Origin of the sequence: Romboutsia sp. 1001216sp1, from assembly GCF_039841805.1 — a bacterium.
GTDB lineage: Bacteria > Bacillota > Clostridia > Peptostreptococcales > Peptostreptococcaceae > Romboutsia_C > Romboutsia_C hominis.
The window spans coordinates 102,397-120,338 of the sequence record NZ_JBDPHA010000005.1; the positions used below are offsets into that span (position 1 = coordinate 102,397).

17 protein-coding genes are annotated in these 17,942 nt (G+C 28.7%); 15 read left to right on the forward strand and 2 right to left on the reverse strand.

Features of this window, described 5'->3' with window-relative positions; all coding sequences use genetic code 11:
* The first annotated feature begins 21 nt into the window (after positions 1-21).
* The 5 genes from hpt to ABHC41_RS06925 all read left to right on the forward strand — a co-directional run bounded on the left by hpt (position 22) and on the right by ABHC41_RS06925 (position 3,537).
* Positions 22-546, forward strand: coding sequence for a hypoxanthine phosphoribosyltransferase (gene hpt / locus ABHC41_RS06905; protein ID WP_166505921.1), 525 nt, complete (start codon positions 22-24; stop codon positions 544-546).
* Between the two features lie 111 nt (positions 547-657).
* A complete protein-coding gene (locus ABHC41_RS06910) occupies positions 658-1,542 on the forward strand; it encodes a phosphatase PAP2 family protein (protein WP_092924056.1) in 885 nt (294 codons plus the stop codon).
* A gap of 127 nt (positions 1,543-1,669) precedes the next feature.
* The gene (locus ABHC41_RS06915; protein ID WP_092924059.1) at positions 1,670-2,896 is read left to right on the forward strand and encodes an NAD(P)/FAD-dependent oxidoreductase; all 1,227 of its coding nucleotides are present in this window, start codon (positions 1,670-1,672) and stop codon (positions 2,894-2,896) included.
* A gap of 102 nt (positions 2,897-2,998) precedes the next feature.
* Positions 2,999-3,220, forward strand: a complete 222-nt coding sequence (locus tag ABHC41_RS06920; RefSeq protein WP_166505919.1) for an alpha/beta-type small acid-soluble spore protein — start codon at positions 2,999-3,001, stop codon at positions 3,218-3,220.
* Between the two features lie 146 nt (positions 3,221-3,366).
* Positions 3,367-3,537 carry a hypothetical protein gene (locus tag ABHC41_RS06925; RefSeq protein WP_092924065.1) on the forward strand — a complete coding sequence of 57 codons (171 nt, stop codon included), beginning with the start codon at positions 3,367-3,369 and terminating at the stop codon, positions 3,535-3,537.
* Between the two features lie 84 nt (positions 3,538-3,621).
* Here the strand turns inward: ABHC41_RS06925 and ABHC41_RS06930 are convergent, their stop codons facing one another.
* A complete protein-coding gene (locus tag ABHC41_RS06930) occupies positions 3,622-4,098 on the reverse strand; it encodes a hypothetical protein (protein ID WP_092924068.1) in 477 nt (158 codons plus the stop codon).
* Between the two features lie 143 nt (positions 4,099-4,241).
* Here ABHC41_RS06930 and ABHC41_RS06935 point away from each other — a divergent pair, with 143 nt between their 5' ends.
* The 7 genes from ABHC41_RS06935 to ABHC41_RS06965 all read left to right on the forward strand — a co-directional run bounded on the left by ABHC41_RS06935 (position 4,242) and on the right by ABHC41_RS06965 (position 11,715).
* On the forward strand, positions 4,242-4,715 hold the full coding sequence (locus ABHC41_RS06935; RefSeq protein ID WP_092924071.1) for a hypothetical protein: 474 nt from the start codon (positions 4,242-4,244) through the stop codon (positions 4,713-4,715).
* 30 nt (positions 4,716-4,745) lie between these two features.
* Entirely contained in the window at positions 4,746-6,545 is a 1,800-nt protein-coding gene (locus ABHC41_RS06940; RefSeq protein ID WP_092924074.1) for a GAF domain-containing SpoIIE family protein phosphatase, read from the forward strand.
* Positions 6,546-6,581: 36 nt separating this feature from the next.
* Positions 6,582-7,175, forward strand: coding sequence for a flavodoxin family protein (locus ABHC41_RS06945; RefSeq protein ID WP_092924077.1), 594 nt, complete (start codon positions 6,582-6,584; stop codon positions 7,173-7,175).
* Positions 7,176-7,366: 191 nt separating this feature from the next.
* A complete protein-coding gene (gene aroC, locus ABHC41_RS06950) occupies positions 7,367-8,536 on the forward strand; it encodes a chorismate synthase (RefSeq protein ID WP_195581393.1) in 1,170 nt (389 codons plus the stop codon).
* The gene (aroB, locus tag ABHC41_RS06955) at positions 8,524-9,654 is read left to right on the forward strand and encodes a 3-dehydroquinate synthase (protein ID WP_195581392.1); all 1,131 of its coding nucleotides are present in this window, start codon (positions 8,524-8,526) and stop codon (positions 9,652-9,654) included. The genes aroC and aroB overlap by 13 nt, the downstream gene beginning before the upstream one ends.
* Complete coding sequence (gene aroA, locus ABHC41_RS06960) at positions 9,647-10,906, forward strand: 3-phosphoshikimate 1-carboxyvinyltransferase (protein ID WP_195581391.1); 1,260 nt, start codon at positions 9,647-9,649, stop codon at positions 10,904-10,906. The genes aroB and aroA overlap by 8 nt, the downstream gene beginning before the upstream one ends.
* Before the next feature lie 239 nt (positions 10,907-11,145).
* Positions 11,146-11,715 (forward strand): phosphate propanoyltransferase, encoded by a 570-nt coding sequence (locus ABHC41_RS06965; protein ID WP_092924088.1) that lies wholly within the window; start codon positions 11,146-11,148, stop codon positions 11,713-11,715.
* A 90-nt stretch (positions 11,716-11,805) separates the two neighbouring features.
* Here the strand turns inward: ABHC41_RS06965 and ABHC41_RS06970 are convergent, their stop codons facing one another.
* Positions 11,806-12,150 (reverse strand): helix-turn-helix domain-containing protein, encoded by a 345-nt coding sequence (locus tag ABHC41_RS06970; protein ID WP_092927399.1) that lies wholly within the window; start codon positions 12,148-12,150, stop codon positions 11,806-11,808.
* Positions 12,151-12,685: 535 nt separating this feature from the next.
* Here ABHC41_RS06970 and deoC point away from each other — a divergent pair.
* The 3 genes from deoC (at position 12,686) to ABHC41_RS06985 (ending at position 17,915) form a co-directional block, all read left to right on the forward strand.
* Positions 12,686-13,357, forward strand: coding sequence for a deoxyribose-phosphate aldolase (deoC, locus tag ABHC41_RS06975; protein WP_166505916.1), 672 nt, complete (start codon positions 12,686-12,688; stop codon positions 13,355-13,357).
* Between the two features lie 314 nt (positions 13,358-13,671).
* Positions 13,672-17,214, forward strand: a complete 3,543-nt coding sequence (gene nifJ / locus ABHC41_RS06980; protein ID WP_092924094.1) for a pyruvate:ferredoxin (flavodoxin) oxidoreductase — start codon at positions 13,672-13,674, stop codon at positions 17,212-17,214.
* A 365-nt stretch (positions 17,215-17,579) separates the two neighbouring features.
* The gene (locus ABHC41_RS06985) at positions 17,580-17,915 is read left to right on the forward strand and encodes a hypothetical protein (protein WP_092924097.1); all 336 of its coding nucleotides are present in this window, start codon (positions 17,580-17,582) and stop codon (positions 17,913-17,915) included.
* Positions 17,916-17,942: the final 27 nt, after the last annotated feature.

The following is a 17,942-nucleotide window of genomic DNA, read 5'->3' on the forward strand; positions in this document are numbered from 1 at the left end:
GTAAACAACAGGAGGACTGAAATGTTCAAAATTACAGAAGTATTATTAACAGAAGAACAAATAGCTAAAAAAGTAGAAGAGATAGCAAAACAAATAGAAAAAGACTTCAAAGGTGAAGAATTATTAGTAGTAGGGATACTAAAGGGTGCTAGTGTATTTGTTTCTGATTTAATAAGAAAAATAGACTTAGATGTTAATATAGATTTTATGAGTGTATCAAGTTATGGAAAATCAACTGAAAGTTCAGGTGTTGTAAAAATACTAAAGGACTTAGATGTTAATATAGAAGGAAAAAATGTATTAGTAGTAGAAGATATAATAGATTCAGGATTAACATTAAGCAAATTAGTTGATGTACTACAAACTAGAAATCCAAAAACATTAAAATTATGTACACTATTAGATAAGCCTGAAAGAAGAAAAGCTAATATACCAGTAGACTATGTAGGGTTTACTATAGAAGACAATTTTATAGTAGGATATGGAATAGACTGGGCAGAAAAATACAGAAACTTACCTTATATAGGAATAGTTGGAGAAGAATAATATAGAAGACTTAGCAATGTTGCTAAGTCTATTTTTGTGTAAAGGGTATAAATAAATAAGAAAGTTAGGTATAATTACATAAAAGATAAGTACTTAGGAGGGGGAAATAAAATGGATATTCAATTAAGTATACTACAATTTTTTCAGTCTTTAAGATCTGGCGTATTAGATACTTTATTTTTAATACTTACTATAAGTACAGAAATACCTGTAATAGTTTTATTAACAACAATAATGTATTGGTGTATAAATAAAAAGTATGGTCAAAAGATATTATTTTCATTAGTAGGAAACGTGGCCATAAATTCAGGAATAAAAGATGTAATAAAGGCTAAAAGGCCAATAGGAATAGAAGGGATAACGTCTCAAAGAGTATCAACAGCAACAGGATATTCATTTCCAAGTGGACATACTCAAACTGCAACTTCATTTTGGACAAGTATAATAATTATATTCAAAAATACATGGATTAGTATAATAGGAGCTATTATAATTTTAGGAGTAGGCATATCTAGACTATACCTAGGAGTTCATTGGCCTATAGATGTAATATTTGGATGGGGATTTGGGATAATATTTACTGTAATATTTAGTAAATTTTTTGATTATGTAGATAATGAAAAAAAATATCTAAGTCTTATTTTAATGTTAATACCATTTGCATTAGTTGCATTTTTAGTAAATAGTTCGTCTTATATAAAATCATTTGGATTATTAACTGGATTTGTACTAGGGTATATAGTAGAAGATAGATATATACAGTTTGAAACAGTATCAAAAAATAAAAATAAAATAAACTTTAGTAACAAAAAAGATAATAAAATAGCTAAAAATATATGTAGATTTTTACTTGGAATAATAACTTTAGGATTAGTTTACTTAGGCTTAAAATATACTATGCCAAGTAACAACTTATTTGATTATATAAGATATACAATAGTAGTATTTTATGGAGTTTGTGGAGTGCCATTTCTGTTTAAGATATTTAAGCTATAGTAAGTTTTATTATTTATTGAATAAGATTAATTAAAACATGCATATGAGTATATATTAATTAGATGCAAAGTAAGTTACTTAAAGCTATTAAAAAGTTAAGCTTACTTAAAATAGAAGAGGTGTAAATTTGAAAAAAGTAGTAGTAATAGGAGCTGGAGCAGCTGGTATGATGGCAGCGGCAACTGCAGCAGATAGAGGATTAGACGTAACATTAGTAGAGAAAAATCATAGAGTAGGGCGAAAAATATTAATAACAGGAAAAGGTAGATGTAATATAACTAATAACTGTGATATAGAAGAATTAATAGAAAATGTACCTACAAATGGTAAATTTTTATATAGTGCATTTTATACATTTACAAACGAAGATGTTATAAATATGTTTGAAAGTTTAGGTGTAAAAACTAAGACAGAAAGAGGAAATAGAGTATTTCCAGAAAGTGATAAGGCACATGATATAGCTAATGCACTTCATAAACAAGTAATAGATAAAAAAGTAAAATTGTTATTAAATACTAAAGTAGAAGAAATAATAGCAAAAGATAAAAAAATAGAAAAAGTAATATTAGACAACAAAAAAGAAATACAATGCGATGTTGTAATAGTTGCTACTGGAGGAGTTAGTTATCCTCTAACGGGTTCTACTGGAGATGGATATAAATTTGCTAAAAAATATGGACATACTATAATAGATCCTAAACCTTCTTTAATAGGGCTTGAAATATGTGAAAGTTTTGTAAGTGAATTAGAAAAATTATCTCTTAGAAATATAAAAATAGAGTTATATAACGGAAAAAATAAGAAAATATACGATGACTTTGGAGAATTAGAATTTACAAAGTATGGTATAGATGGACCGGTTGTAAAGTCAGCTAGTTGTATGATGAAAGATTTATCAAAAAATACTTATAAGATAGTTCTAGATTTAAAACCAGCACTAGATGAAGAAAAATTAGATAAAAGAATACAAAGAGATTTCCAAAAGTATACTAACAAGGCCTTTAAAAACTCTTTAGATGACTTATTGCCAAAAAAATTAATACCAGTAATAATAAAGTTAAGTGGCATAGATGAAAATACTGTAGTTCATCAAATATCTAGAGAACAAAGAAAAGCATTAGTACATTTATTAAAAAATATTAATTTAACAGTAAAAAGATATAGACCAATAGAAGAGGCTATAATAACTTCAGGTGGAGTTAAAGTTGGGGAGATAAATGCAAGTACAATGGAATCAAAGCTAATAGATGGATTATTTTTTGCAGGAGAAGTAATTGATGTTGATGCTTATACTGGAGGATTTAATCTTCAAATAGCATTTTCAACAGGTTATTTAGCCGGATATTATTGTTAGCAAGAATTTAGATATTGTTACAAATATTACCTAGAATTAAAAAACTATAAATTCATATAATACTACCAAGAAACAAAATCAAAAGAAAGAAGGTAGTCAACAATGTCAAACAACAACAATAACAACAAAACAGTAGTTCCAGGAGCTAAACAAGCATTAAATCAAATGAAATTAGAAATAGCTAATGAGCTTGGAATGACAAATTACCAACAAATGGACAAAGGAAATCTTACTGCAAGAGAAAATGGTTATGTAGGTGGATACATGACTAAAAAGTTAGTTGAAATGGCAGAACAACAAATGTCAGGACAACAACAACAATAATATATTATTTTAATATATTAAGGAGCATCTTTTAGATGCTCCTTTAGTTTTATATAAAATTAAAAAATACATGACTTATATATTGGATAAAAAATTTTTGAATGGATAAAATAACAATAAAATACATTACATAAGGAGAAATATAAATGTCGACTGTTAATTTTGAAGAAATAAAAACTAAATTTATAAATGCAGATTTAGATGAAAAAATACGTATTTATACAACAACAGAAGGTCTTACAGTAGAACAGTTTAGAGAGCTTCTTAGATATTATCCAATACAGCATTTATCTAAGCTAGAAAAAGCATTAGGATAAATAATAAAAAGTCTTCACTTAATATTTAGGTGAAGACTTTTTATTATTTAAAAAATATCAAAATAATTTATATATGATATTAGATTAATTTACTTTCTCTGGTTTATGTACATAATTATAAATTCTTTCATTACCTAAATCTATAATACCAGTGCTTATGAATTTTATTAAATTATCAACATCACAAGCATTTAGGTATTCTATAGGAATTGACAATGTATATTCACTAGAGCTTAGCAAATTCTTTAATTTTAGTTTTTGAGAAATACTTGGTTTTTCAGGGATAGATTTATTTTTATGTTTTTTGCCTTTTGATAAATTAGCATTTTGCATACTTATTAATTTATCTATATAGTCTATATAAGATAATTTGAAGGTTTCATCTGATAAAAGATTTTCATCTAAAATGTCATTAATAGATTCATTAGATAGTATATTTTCAGCAAACTTATCAGCTGTAAGCTTACCAGTTATAATACCTTTTTGATATTTTCTGAGGACTTTTTTTGTGTGGCTATAGATTTTACTACGTGTTTCTAAATCAAGATTAGCCATTTGCATTAAAACCACTCCTTTTAAAGTGTATATTAGTCTATATATTTTATTATTGACAAGTATAAAAAATATTATAATTGTAAAAATTACAAATATATGGATGAAATATAGATTATATAAAAATAAGTAACTTGATAAGGAGAATTTATATGATAAATGGAATAATAAAGCTATTTTATTCTGAAATAGTAAAAACTAAGATGAAATCTATGCCTTCATCAGACTATACTTACAGAGAAGAGTGTAGAGAAATAAGAAATATGACATTAAAGTTAGATAGTGTATTTTTAAAGATTACAAAGCTACTATTAGCAATAATTATTTTATATATATCTTTTAATATAGAGATTTTATTTGGAATGGGGATGTTGCTAGTAGAATTGACTTATTTAATATATAAGATAAAGTTAGAAGCTCAAGTGAGAGAAAGTATTGAAAATATAAAAAATAATATAGAAATGCCTAAAATACCAACTATAGATGAGAGAGGAAAATCAGGATTAAATGTGTTAGTTACTTTGCTTATAATTGGATTATTAACAGGGTTTAATGCCATTATAATAGCAACTTTTATAATAGTTTTTATATTTACTATAAATAACATATATAGTAATATAAAGTAGACTATATAAAATTAGGGGGTAAGTAGTGATATGCAAAATTTTAATACTGATAGCCATAGAATGAAAAACTTAGTAGACATATCAGCTATGGTAACTAGTTCAACAGATTTTTATTCTATAAAAGATAAGATAGTAGACAAGATGTTAGAAGTTGTTCATCCAACTAAGGCTTGTGTTAATTTATTTTATCGAAATGACTATAAATACGCATACTTGGTGTGTTCTCAGACTTTAGAGTATATACCACAAGTATTCCCTATGGATCATGTACCACCAGTAAAATCTATGAGTAATCCAATAGGTATTAAAATAGATTTTAATGAATATCCTAAATATGTTCATGAAGCTGTAGAAGAAAAGAAAATAATATATATAGAAAATGTCTTTGAAGAGGAAAGGGCAAAAGACGAAAGAGACTTAGCTATAAAAGAAGGTTATACGGGAAGGATAGTATTTCCTTTTATAATAAACGATAAAGTAGTTGGATTTATGACTTGCTTTTTATCAAAAAATGATAGTATCTGTGAACAAGATATAGACTTTATATCATCTGTTGCATCATTGCTTAGTTTATCAATAGAAATAACTACTAAAAACAATAATATGCAATTTTTAGTACATAAATTAAGAGGTGCTATAAATTCAATAAATGCTGCAACTAAAAAGCTTTATTCAAGTAATAATATAACAGTATTCTTAGAGCAATTAAGTAAACAAGCTTGTAATATGACAAACAGCAAAGAAGCTTTGATATTAGTAGATGATAATGATTATAAAGATAGAGCATTTAACTATTACAATGTTGAAGATAAAAATAAAATAAACCTATATCCAATGTTAGAAAGTATCCAAGCGAGAAAATCAATTGGGGAATATCACAATAATGTAAATATAAAATCTGAGTCAGAAGATACTATAAAAAGTTATATATATTATAAGTTAAGATATAGAAATAAAGTTATCGGATGTATAGTATGCGCTAATAGTCAAAACTATACAAAAGATGATTTGAATATATTAAGTATATTAGCAAAACAAGTATCAGTAGGTATGCAACTGTATAAATATAATTTAGAAGAAGTAAAGCATAAAGTACTTGATAATGAATTAAACCTTTTAAATAAACAGCAAAAGTTAATAATGGATGATGCTAAATTAGAATTAAGTAACAATAAAGAGTTAGATTACTATCATAGACCAGCAAGAGTAGTTGGAGGGGACTTCTACTATGCTATGAAGGTAGATGATGATAATACAGTTTATATTTTGGCAGATGTTATGGGTCATGGTATGATTTCAAACTATATGGTTGCTATGATAAAAGGTGCCTTTAAAGTGTTAGCAAATCATTATAAAACACCTGGAGAAATACTTACAAAGTTAAATAAAATGTTATATGATGAATTTGATAAAATGGACGTATTTGCTACATGTTTAGTAAGTGTTATAAATTCAAAAGAAAATAAAATAACAATATCCAACGCAGGACATTATAGTCCTATAATAATAAAGAATAATGGAGAAATAGAAGGAAATTTAAACTGTAAAAAAGGTATACCAATAGGAATAATGGATGAAGCTGAATATGCAAACAACTCTTTTGATATATCAAACTATTCACTATTATGCATGTACACAGATGGAATATTAGAAATAAAAAATGAGTCAAAAGAAGAATATGGGGTATCTAGATTAGAGAAATTCCTTCAAGATAATTACCAAATAGGTCATGAAGTTTTACAAGGAAAGCTAGAAGAAGAGTTAATAGACTTTGCAGGTAAAGATAACTTTGATGATGATATATTAGTAGTTATGTTAAAGGATAAATAGTATTTATTATAACTAAAAGATAAAGGGGGATAATTAATGTTTAAAGAAATATTAATAATAAATGGAAGCCCAAGAAAAAATAAAAATTGTTTTTCGATATCTAAGGAAATAAGTTCTAAACTAGAAGAAAATAATATAACTTACGAAATATTTAACATATATGATATGAATATTGAGTATTGTACTGCTTGTGGATTTTGCGAAAAAACAGGTTATTGCAAATTTAATGATGATATGACCCCTATGTATAAAATGTTTGATAAAGCCAAAGGAGTTATAGTAATAAGCCCTGTACATTTTGATTGCGTATCTGCTAAATTAAAAACAGTAGTAGATAGAACTCAGGCTATATATGCAAGTAAGTATATTCTTAATAAGCCATCAATAGATAGAGATAAGACTCGTATAGGAATGTACATAGCTGTTGGAGGTTCAACACCATATGAAACTCAATTTATGGGTGGCCAAATAGTCATGGATTTTTTCTTTAAAAGTGTAAACAATAAATTAAAATATAATATTTACTTAAATAGTACAGATAAATTAGGGTATAGTGAAAATCAACACTTTAAAAATGAACTAGATAAGGCAATAAAAAATTATATATGTGATGTAAAGAAGCTTGATTAATCAAGCTTCTTTTGATTGTAAATATATTTAGAAAATCAAATAATAAAAATATAAAATTAGAAATCTAATTATATATATACCAAAAAAAGTTAGAATAAAACATAATATAAAAAAATATTTAAATTAGAGTATTTTACTTAAATAATATTATACAATATATATAATAAATGAAGTTTAACAAGGAGAATGATATGCTAAGGTATTTAACAAGTGGAGAATCTCATGGGCAAAGCTTAATATCTATACTAGATGGAGTACCAGCTAATATAGAACTTGATTTTGAAGAAATAAACAAGGAGCTTAAAAAAAGACAAGGTGGCTACGGTCGTGGCGGCAGAATGCAAATAGAAAGAGATAAAATAAATATACTAGGTGGAGTTAGAGGTAAAAAAACCCTAGGTGGACCTATATCTATAGAAATAAAAAATAAAGATTATGAAAATTGGACAAAGTACATGAATCCAATGGAGGAAGTTGATTTAGAGACTAGAAAAGTAAGTAATGTAAGACCAGGACATGCAGACCTGGTAGGTTGCTTAAAATACGACTTTAAAGATGCTAGAAATGTACTTGAAAGGTCTAGTGCCAGAGAAACTGCAAGTAGAGTAGCCGTAGGTGCTATATGCAAGCAAATACTTAAAAATTTTAATGTAGAATTTACATCTCATGTAGTAAATATTGGTGGTGTAGAAGATAAAAATTTATATGAATTTGATTATATAAAGGAAAATGTAGATACTAGTCAAATAAGATGTGTAAATAAAAACCTAGAAGAAAAAATCATAGAAAGAATAGATAAAGCGAAATCAGAAGGTGATACATTAGGTGGAGTTGTAGAAATAAGAGTGAAAAATATTATTCCTGGGCTAGGTTCATATACTCAGTTTGATAAGAAAATAGATGGACAACTTGCTATGCATTTAATGGCTACTCAAGCCATAAAAGGAGTAGAAATAGGAATTGGATTTGATGTTAGCTCTTTAGCAGGGTCTTGTGTTATGGATGAAATAAGCTATGACAAAAATGAAGGTATAAAAAGAGCTACAAATAGACTAGGTGGAATAGAAGGTGGAATGACTACAGGAGAAGAGATTATAATAAGATGTGCAATGAAGCCAATACCTACATTATATAAGCCATTAAATTCTATAAATATAAATACACTGGAAAGTTATAGTGCAAGTATTGAACGTTCAGATAATTGTGCTGTTCCTGCTTGCAGTGTAGTTTGTGAAAATGTAGTAGCTTTTGTTATATGTAATCACTTCCTAGAAAAAATAGGTGGAGACAATTTAAATGACTTAAAATCAAATTATAATTCATACATAAAAAGGTTAGGTGAAAGAGGATGGAAAAGATAGAAACTGCTATTTGTAGTGTAGTAATAGATAAAGATTATAAATCCTTTAATGAAGCTGTAAAATTAGTAAACTCAAATGATATAAATAAAGGTTTAATAAAAGATGATATAGATTTAAATGATATATACGACAAAGTACTTATAATAAGTGATGATAATGTATATAAACATATGATGAAAGAATTTACAAGTTCTATAAAAGCTAAGTACATATATGAATATATAGTGTCACCAGGAGAACAATCTAAATCTTTAGATGTTTATGAGGAAATAATGAACTACTGTATAAGAATAAATTTATCTAGAAAATCTTTAATATTAGCCTTAGGAGGTGGAGTAGTAGGAGACCTTGCAGGGTTTATAGCATCTACTTATATGAGAGGAATTGACATTATACAAGTTCCTACAAGTTTACTTGCTCAAGTCGACTCTTCTATAGGTGGAAAAACAGGTATAAATTTAGGCAATTTTAAAAATATAATGGGAAGTTTTTATCAACCAAAACTTACTTATATAAATGTGAATTCTTTAAAAAGTTTAAGTGAAGAAGAATTTATAAGTGGTATGGCAGAGGTTATAAAGTATAGTGCAATATATGATTATGAATTTCTAGATTATCTAATAGAAAATAGTGAAGCTATATTAAATAAGGAAGAGAAATACTTATACTATATAGTAAAAAAATGCGCAGGTATAAAGGTAGAAGTAGTATCTAATGATGAAAAAGAAGGTGGACTTAGAAAAATACTAAATTTTGGACATACCTTTGGACATGGAGTAGAAAAACTATTAAAAATTAGCCATGGTAAGGCTGTAAGTATAGGTATGGCTATGGCATTTAAACTTTCATTAGATGAAAAATTAATATCCAAAGAGTATTATGATAAATTTATAAGAGTTATAAATTTATACAAACTACCTTTAAAATATGATTTAAATGAAAATATGGATAAAGATCATATTGCAAAAGAGATACTATACATAATGAAGAGTGATAAGAAAAATAGCTTTGGTAAAATAAACTTAATACTTCCAACAGAACTAGGAAAAGTAAGTTTAATGGATAATATAGATGAAGAAAAAATACTTAATATAATAAGGGAGAGTCAGAATGCTTAGAGGAAGTTTTGAACTTATAGGGGATAAATCTATATCACATAGAGCCATAATGTTTTCATCAATATCAAAAGGACATAATAAAATAAGCAACTTTTTAATGGGCCAAGACTGCTTAAGCACAATATCTTGCTTTAAGAAAATGGGAGTAGACATAGACATAAAAGGAAATGAAGTTTTTGTAAAAGGAAATGGTCTATATGGTCTAAAGCCACCTAAAGATTTACTAGACGTAGGAAACTCTGGAACTACAATAAGACTATTAAGTGGAATACTAGCAGGAAATAACTTTGATGCAACACTTATTGGAGATGAATCAATAGGAAAAAGACCTATGAAAAGAGTTACAGATCCTTTAAGAATGATGGGATGCAAAATAGAAGGAAAAGACGATGCAAACTATACTCCTATAAAAATATATGGAGGGAACTTAAAAGGAATAGATTATAATATGCCAGTAGCATCAGCACAAGTTAAATCAGCTTTGATACTGGCAAGCTTATATGCAGATTCAAAAAGTATAATAAGAGAAAAAGTTAAAAGTAGAAACCATACAGAAATAATGCTTAAATCATTTGGAGCTGACATAAATGTAAATGATTTAGATATAACTATAAATCCAGTTAAAGAGTTATTTAATCAAGATATATATGTACCAGGAGATATATCTTCAGCAGCATTTATAATAGTAGGAGCTTTAATAACTAAAGGATCAGAGGTTTTAATTAAAAATGTTGGACTAAACAAAACTAGAACTGGAATAATAGATGTTGTTAAAAATATGAATGGAAATATAGAAATAATAAATCAAAGATTCGTTGGAGGAGAGCTAGTTGGAGATTTATTAGTAAAGTACAGCAAAGATTTAAATGCTACAACAATAGATAAAACTATAATACCAAGGCTTATAGATGAAATACCAGTTATAGCAGTACTTGCAACGCAAGCAGAAGGAACAACTATAATAAAAGATGCAAAAGAATTAAAAGTAAAAGAGAGTAACAGAATAAAATCTGTAGTAGATAACTTAAAATTAATGGGTGCAGATATAGAAGAACTAGAAGATGGAATGGTTATAAAAGGAAAAACTAAGCTAAATGGAGCTAGTATAACTACTTTTAAAGACCATAGAATAGCCATGGCATTTTCAATAGCTAATTTAATCTGTGATACAGATATAGTATTAGATGACAAAGAGTGTATAGATATATCTTTCCCTGGTTACTTTGACTTATTAAAAAAACTATCAATATAAAATTTTTATATAAACTAATATTTAAAGTTAATATTAATATGGTTAAAATAAATAAAAAATTATAATAAGATAAGTAAAAGTTGAAATACTAATTATGAATGAAAATAAAAGGGTTTTCTAATATTTCAGTAGAAATAATATTAAGAAAATTATCAAATTTTGAGAAAAGAATTTGATTTAATTAAAAAATTTATGTATAATTGGATGTTGTATACAAAATTTATGTAGGAGGGTTTTTTATGAAATTACCAATAGCTTTATCAAACAGACACGTTCATTTAAGTCAAGCTGATATAGAAACATTATTCGGAGCAGGACATGAGTTAACTCATTTCAAGCCATTATCTCAGCCAGGACAATATGCATGTGAAGAAAAGGTTGATTTAGTAGGACCAAAAGGAACTATAAAAGGAGTTAGAGTTTTAGGACCAGCTAGACCTAGCACTCAAGTTGAAATATCTTTAGCAGATGGATTTGCTTTAGGTGTAAAAGCTCCAATAAAAGAATCTGGAGATATAGCAGGAACTCCTGGTGTTAAATTAGTAGGACCAGCTGGAGAAGTTGAATTACAAGAAGGTGTTATAGTAGCATCTAGACATATACATATGAGCTTAGAAGATGCTAAAAACTTCGGTGTAGAAGATAAGCAAATAGTAAAAGTTAGAACTTTCGGACCAAGAGCTGTTGTATTTGAAAATGTATTAGTAAGAGCTAATGCAAACTTCGCTTTAGAAATGCACGTAGACGTTGAAGAAGGAAACGCTGCAGCAGTTAGAAACGGAGATATGGTAGAATTAATAGCTGAATAATTTTAGTTTATATTATAAATAAAAGGTAATCTCAAAATTGAGATTACCTTTTTAGTTATATAGTTTATTATTTATGTATTTATTAAAAATCTACTTAGTAGCAGATATTTTCATAGCTTTTGAATATTCCACTCCATATTCGTACATCTGCTCAAGAAGGGGAAGTAATTTTTCTCCAAGTTCTGTTAAACTATACTCAACCTTGGGGGGGATAACAGGATACACCTCTCTATGAACTAGGCCATCATCTTCTAAACTTCTAAGTTGATTTGTAAGCATTTTTTGAGTAACATCAGGAAGCTTTCTTTTTATTTCACTAAACCTAAGTGGGCCACTACTTAGATACCAAAGTATTAAAATTTTCCATTTACCAGAAACTAATTTATGAAATAAAGTCATAGGGCAAGTTTCAAATTTTGCACATCTATGACTCATGTGACATTGAGTATGAATCATATATACACCTCTTTCTATATAAATAGCATAGAAAAACTTCTAAAAAATATTAAAATATAGTCATATAGACTTATCATAAAGTATTTCTATGAAATATCTAACTTAAGACTTTTTATATCAAATAAGAAATTACATTCATTTTAAATGGGGGAGATATAATTCCTATATATGATCTCTAAAAAGTATTCCTTCAAAATTTTAAAAATGAAGACCTATTTATTATATCATAAATAAATTATTGTAAAAACCTTACAGTATATTTTTTGATACCATATATATTTTTAGGTACTGTATATATTTTTTGAAACTATATGTAAATAAAGTGCCTACTTGTTAAACAAAAAATATACAGATATGATTATATATGTGAGCTGGATACAAAATACAAATTGAAATTAAAGAGCTATGAATTTTAAATTGTTCTAAGGAAAAAATAAGTTTATATGATGCTCATAATATGCTAACATAATATGGAATAATATAAATATTTGTGTAGAAAAAAGGAGAATTTGAAATGAGTAAAATAGCAAAAATGATAGACCATACAGTATTAAAAGCTGTAACTACAAAAGAAGAAGTAATAAAGGTTTGTAATGAAGCAAAAGAATATGGATTCTTTTCAGTTTGTATAAATCCAACTAACATAGAGCTTGCTAAAAAAGAATTAGAAGGAAGCGATGTAAAAGTTTGTACAGTAATAGGTTTCCCTTTAGGAGCTAACACTAAAGAAGTTAAAGCGTTTGAAACAAGAGATGCTATAGCTAAAGGTGCAGACGAAGTAGATATGGTTATAAATATAGGTGCATTAAAAGATAAAAACTACGACTTAGTATATGAAGATATAAAAGCAGTAGTAGATGCAGCTAATAAAGAAGCTTTAGTTAAAGTAATAATAGAAACTTGTTACTTAACAGATGAAGAAAAAGTTAAAGCTTGTGAACTTGCAGTTAAAGCAGGAACTGACTATGTAAAAACTTCAACAGGATTTGGAACAGGTGGATCAACTCCAGCTGACATAAAACTTATGAGAGAAACTGTTGGAGAAAATATAGGAGTTAAAGCATCAGGTGGTGTTAGAACTGCTGAAGATGCAAAAGCTGTAATAGAAGCTGGGGCATCAAGAATAGGTGCAAGTGCATCAATAGCCATAGTTACTGGGGAAGACTCTATAAAAAGCGATTATTAGAAAAAATACAAATTTCTTGTTTAATCTACAAAATCGTGGGTATAAATGAAAGAGTAGAAGAAACTTATAATTAAACATATGGATATTATTTTAATAAACATATAGATTTTTCCTTTAATCAAATTAAGCAAAATAAAGGAATTTTACAAAACATAAAGAATATTTTGTTTATTATGTAATATTTAGAATTATGTAATAATATAGTATTGGGGGGAAACAATGTGCAATGTTGTATAACCTTGTACATTGTTTCTACAATACAAAATACTTATAAAGATAAGTACATAAGAGTAATATACGAGGAGGATACAATTATGGCTAAATTTATGAAAACAGTTGACGGAAATACAGCTGCTGCTCATGTTGCTTATGCATTCACTGATGTTGCTGCTATATATCCAATAACTCCGTCTTCAAACATGGCTGAAGTAGTTGACGAATGGTCGGCACAAGGCAGAAAGAATATGTTCGGACAAAAAGTAAGTGTTGTAGAAATGCAATCAGAAGCAGGAGCTGCTGGAGCATTCCACGGTTCATTACAAGCTGGTGCATTAACAACAACTTTCACTGCATCTCAAGGTTTATTATTAATGATACCTAATATGTATAAAGTTGCTGGGGAATTACTTCCAGGGGTATTCCACGTAAGTGCTCGTGCATTAGCAGCTCAAGCATTATCTATATTTGGGGATCATCAAGACGTTATGTCAGCTAGACAAACTGGATGTGTAATGTTAGCATCAGGTTCTGTTCAAGAAGTTGCTGATATAGCACCAGTTGCACACTTAGCTGCAATAGAAGGAAGATTACCTTTCATACATTTCTTCGATGGATTCAGAACATCTCACGAAATACAAAAAGTTGAGTTATTAGACACTGAAGATTATGAAAAATTAATAAACAAAGAAGCAGTAGAAGAGTTCAGAAACAGAGCTTTATCTCCAAATCATCCTGTTACTCGTGGTACTGCTCAAAACCCTGATATATACTTCCAAACAAGAGAAGCTTCAAATAAATATTACAACAACATAGTTGGAATAGTTGAAAAATACATGAAGCAAATGAGCGAATTAACTGGAAGAGAACATGGACTATTTGATTACTACGGAGCACAAGATGCTAAGTATGTATTAATAGCTATGGGATCTGCTACAGAGGCTATAGAAGAAACAATAGATTACTTAAATGCTCAAGGTGGAAAATACGGTTTAGTTAAGGTTCACTTATTCAGACCATTCTCTACTAAGCATTTATTAGAAAAAATACCAGCAACTGCTGAAAGAATATGTGTAATGGATAGAACTAAAGAGCCAGGTGCTATAGGAGAGCCATTATACTTAGACGTACGTAGTGCATTCTACGGAGCCGAAAATGCTCCAATGATAATAGGTGGAAGATACGGATTAGGATCAAAAGATGTTACTCCATCAGATATAAAAACTATATTTGATAACTTAACTTCTGAAAATCCTAAGAACAACTTCACTGTAGGTATAGTAGATGACGTTACTAATACTTCATTAGAGCCATCTGAACCTATCAAAATAGCTACACCAGGAACTATAAGATGTAAGTTCTGGGGATTAGGATCTGACGGTACAGTTGGGGCTAACAAACAAGCTATAAAAATAATAGGAGACAACACTGAAAAGTATGCTCAAGCTTACTTTGCTTATGACTCTAAGAAGTCTGGTGGTATAACAATGTCTCACTTAAGATTTGGAGATGCTCCAATAAGATCTACTTACTTAATAGATGAAGCTGACTACATAGCTTGTCATAACCAATCATATGTTAACCAATATGATTTATTAAAAGGACTTAAAAAAGGTGGAACATTCGTATTAAATACAATATGGTCACCAGAAGAGTTAGAAACTCATTTACCAGCAAAAATGAAGAGATTCATAGCTGAAAATGAAATAAACTTCTACACTGTAAATGCTACTAAGATAGCTCAAGAAATAGGTCTTGGAAATAGAATAAACATGATAATGCAATCAGCATTCTTCAAGTTAGCTGAGATAATACCTCAAGAAGAAGCTAGCCAATACCTAAAAGATTCTATAAAGAAAGCTTACGGTAAAAAAGGTGAAAAAGTCGTTAACATGAACTTTGAAGCTGTTGAAGCTGGTATGAATGCATTAGTTAAAATAGAAGTTCCAGCTGCTTGGAATCAAGCTGTTGAAAGTGCAGAAACAACAAACTGCGACGAACCAGAATTCATAAAAAATATAGTAAGACCAATGAATGCTCAAGAAGGTGATAGTTTACCAATAAGTGCATTTGATGGAATAGAAGATGGTACATTCCCATGTGGTACTGCAGCTTACGAAAAACGTGGAGTAGCAGTAAATGTTCCTGAGTGGGATGTAAACAACTGTATACAATGTAACCAATGTGCTTATGTATGTCCTCATGCATGTATAAGACCAGTATTAGTAACTGAAGAAGAAATGGCTAATGCTCCAGAAAACTTCAATACTAAAAAAGCAATTGGTAAAGGATTTGAAGGATTACAATACAGAATGCAAGTAAGTCCACTTGACTGTACAGGATGTGGAAACTGTGCTGACATATGTCCAGCTAAAGGTAAAGCATTATTCATGAAACCTCTTGATACTCAAGAAGTTGAAATAGAAAACTGGGCATTCGCTGTAGATACTACAAAGGTTGCTCCTAAAGATGATGTAATGGCTCCTAACACTGTTAAAGGAAGTCAATTCAGACAACCATTAATGGAATTCTCAGGTGCTTGTGCTGGATGTGGAGAAACTCCATACATCAAGTTAGTTACTCAATTATTCGGAGATAGAATGATGATAGCAAATGCTACTGGATGTTCATCAATCTGGGGAGGATCAGCTCCATCAACTCCATACACTGTTAACCATGAAGGTAAAGGTCCATCTTGGGCAAACTCATTATTCGAAGACAATGCTGAATTCGGATACGGAATGATGTTAGCAGTTAAACAAATGAGAAACAAAATAGCTGAAAACATGGAAACATTATTAACAATGGATATATGTGATGCAGCTAGAGAAGCATTTACTGCTTGGTTAGATGCTAAAGAAGATGGAGAAGCTTCAAAAGTAGCAAGCCAAAAAGTATTAGATGTATTAGCTAATGCTCACAATATAGAAAATGCTGAAATAAAAGCTTTAGTTAATGAAATAGAAGAAAGAAAAGATTACCTAGTTAAGAGATCTCAATGGATCCTTGGAGGAGACGGATGGGCTTATGACATCGGTTACGGTGGACTTGACCACGTACTTGCTTCAGGAGAAAATGTAAACGTACTAGTATTTGATACAGAAATATATTCAAATACAGGAGGTCAAGCTTCTAAATCTACTCCAATATCTGCAATGGCTAAGTTCGCTGCAGCTGGTAAGAGATCTAAGAAGAAAGACTTAGGTATGATGGCAATGAGTTACGGAAACGTATATGTTGCACAAGTTGGTATGGGTGCAGATAAGAACCAATTAATGAAGGCTGTAATAGAAGCAGAAGCTTATGATGGACCATCATTAATAATAGCTTACTCTCCATGTATATCTCATGGTATAAAAGAAGGTATGGGTAGAGCTCAAGCTAACATAGAAAAAGCTGTTAAAGCTGGTTACTGGCACTTATACAGATTCAACCCAACATTAAAAGCTCAAGGTAAGAATCCATTCACATTAGATTCTAAAGAGCCAACTGAAAGCTTCAGAGAGTTCTTAATGGGTCAAGTAAGATACGCTGCAATAGCTAAGCAATTCCCAGACGTAGCTGATGAATTATTTACTATGGCTGAAGAAAATGCTAATGAAAGATACAACAACTATAAGAGATTAGCTGAACAATGCTAATAAATATAGTTTAATATAAAGGATGTACTTTTAGAGTACATCCTTTTTTATATAATAGTGTTTTATTACACATAACTTAAGTGAATTTTTTAGTTTAAATATATATTTATAGCTTATTAAATACAAAAAAGCATAAAAATATAAAACATTCATAAAATATTCATAAAGTTAGGCTATAGTAAATGTAAATGAGCATACTCCATAAAATAGATTGAAATATATAAAAAGATAGGATAAGTTTTGTTGAGAGCTTGTCCTATCTTTTTATTAAGCTTTACTAAATTAATACGTATATTAAAATATAGATTATAAATAAGATTTGCGATATAATGTGTAAGCTAATAATTCAAGAAAGTGAGAGTTTAATGAAAAAGAAAATAATTATAGGAATGCTATTAATAATAGCTATAATTATAGCAATAATTATAGCGAGTAAAAAAGATGAAAAAGATGGAGTTTATTTTACAGATAAAACTTACAATAAAGAGATTAACCCAATATCAAAGGAAACTGCTGTGAATATAATAAAAGCAGAATATGGAGATCTTGTAACTGTAAATAAAGATGATATAAAAAAAGTTGGAGACAAGTACAAGGTTGAACTTTTTATAACTATAAATGATGAAGAACACAGTCATAAAAAAAGTATAGGAGTTCATGAAATAGATATTTATACAGGAGATATGAAGATAGTTAATTAAGTATTTGACTTATTATGTGATAATAAT

What these genes read in the sequence shown, in the direction of transcription:
- hpt (WP_166505921.1), top strand. Translation starts at nt 22, where the DNA reads ATGTTCAAAATTACAGAAGTATTATTAACAGAAGAACAAATAGCTAAA.
- ABHC41_RS06910 (WP_092924056.1), top strand. Translation starts at nt 658, where the DNA reads ATGGATATTCAATTAAGTATACTACAATTTTTTCAGTCTTTAAGATCT.
- ABHC41_RS06920 (WP_166505919.1), top strand. Translation starts at nt 2,999, where the DNA reads ATGTCAAACAACAACAATAACAACAAAACAGTAGTTCCAGGAGCTAAA.
- ABHC41_RS06925 (WP_092924065.1), top strand. Translation starts at nt 3,367, where the DNA reads ATGTCGACTGTTAATTTTGAAGAAATAAAAACTAAATTTATAAATGCA.
- ABHC41_RS06930 (WP_092924068.1), bottom strand. Translation starts at nt 4,098, where the DNA reads ATGCAAATGGCTAATCTTGATTTAGAAACACGTAGTAAAATCTATAGC.
- ABHC41_RS06935 (WP_092924071.1), top strand. Translation starts at nt 4,242, where the DNA reads ATGATAAATGGAATAATAAAGCTATTTTATTCTGAAATAGTAAAAACT.
- ABHC41_RS06940 (WP_092924074.1), top strand. Translation starts at nt 4,746, where the DNA reads ATGCAAAATTTTAATACTGATAGCCATAGAATGAAAAACTTAGTAGAC.
- ABHC41_RS06945 (WP_092924077.1), top strand. Translation starts at nt 6,582, where the DNA reads ATGTTTAAAGAAATATTAATAATAAATGGAAGCCCAAGAAAAAATAAA.
- aroC (WP_195581393.1), top strand. Translation starts at nt 7,367, where the DNA reads ATGCTAAGGTATTTAACAAGTGGAGAATCTCATGGGCAAAGCTTAATA.
- aroB (WP_195581392.1), top strand. Translation starts at nt 8,524, where the DNA reads ATGGAAAAGATAGAAACTGCTATTTGTAGTGTAGTAATAGATAAAGAT.
- aroA (WP_195581391.1), top strand. Translation starts at nt 9,647, where the DNA reads ATGCTTAGAGGAAGTTTTGAACTTATAGGGGATAAATCTATATCACAT.
- ABHC41_RS06965 (WP_092924088.1), top strand. Translation starts at nt 11,146, where the DNA reads ATGAAATTACCAATAGCTTTATCAAACAGACACGTTCATTTAAGTCAA.
- ABHC41_RS06970 (WP_092927399.1), bottom strand. Translation starts at nt 12,150, where the DNA reads ATGAGTCATAGATGTGCAAAATTTGAAACTTGCCCTATGACTTTATTT.
- deoC (WP_166505916.1), top strand. Translation starts at nt 12,686, where the DNA reads ATGAGTAAAATAGCAAAAATGATAGACCATACAGTATTAAAAGCTGTA.
- nifJ (WP_092924094.1), top strand. Translation starts at nt 13,672, where the DNA reads ATGGCTAAATTTATGAAAACAGTTGACGGAAATACAGCTGCTGCTCAT.
- ABHC41_RS06985 (WP_092924097.1), top strand. Translation starts at nt 17,580, where the DNA reads ATGAAAAAGAAAATAATTATAGGAATGCTATTAATAATAGCTATAATT.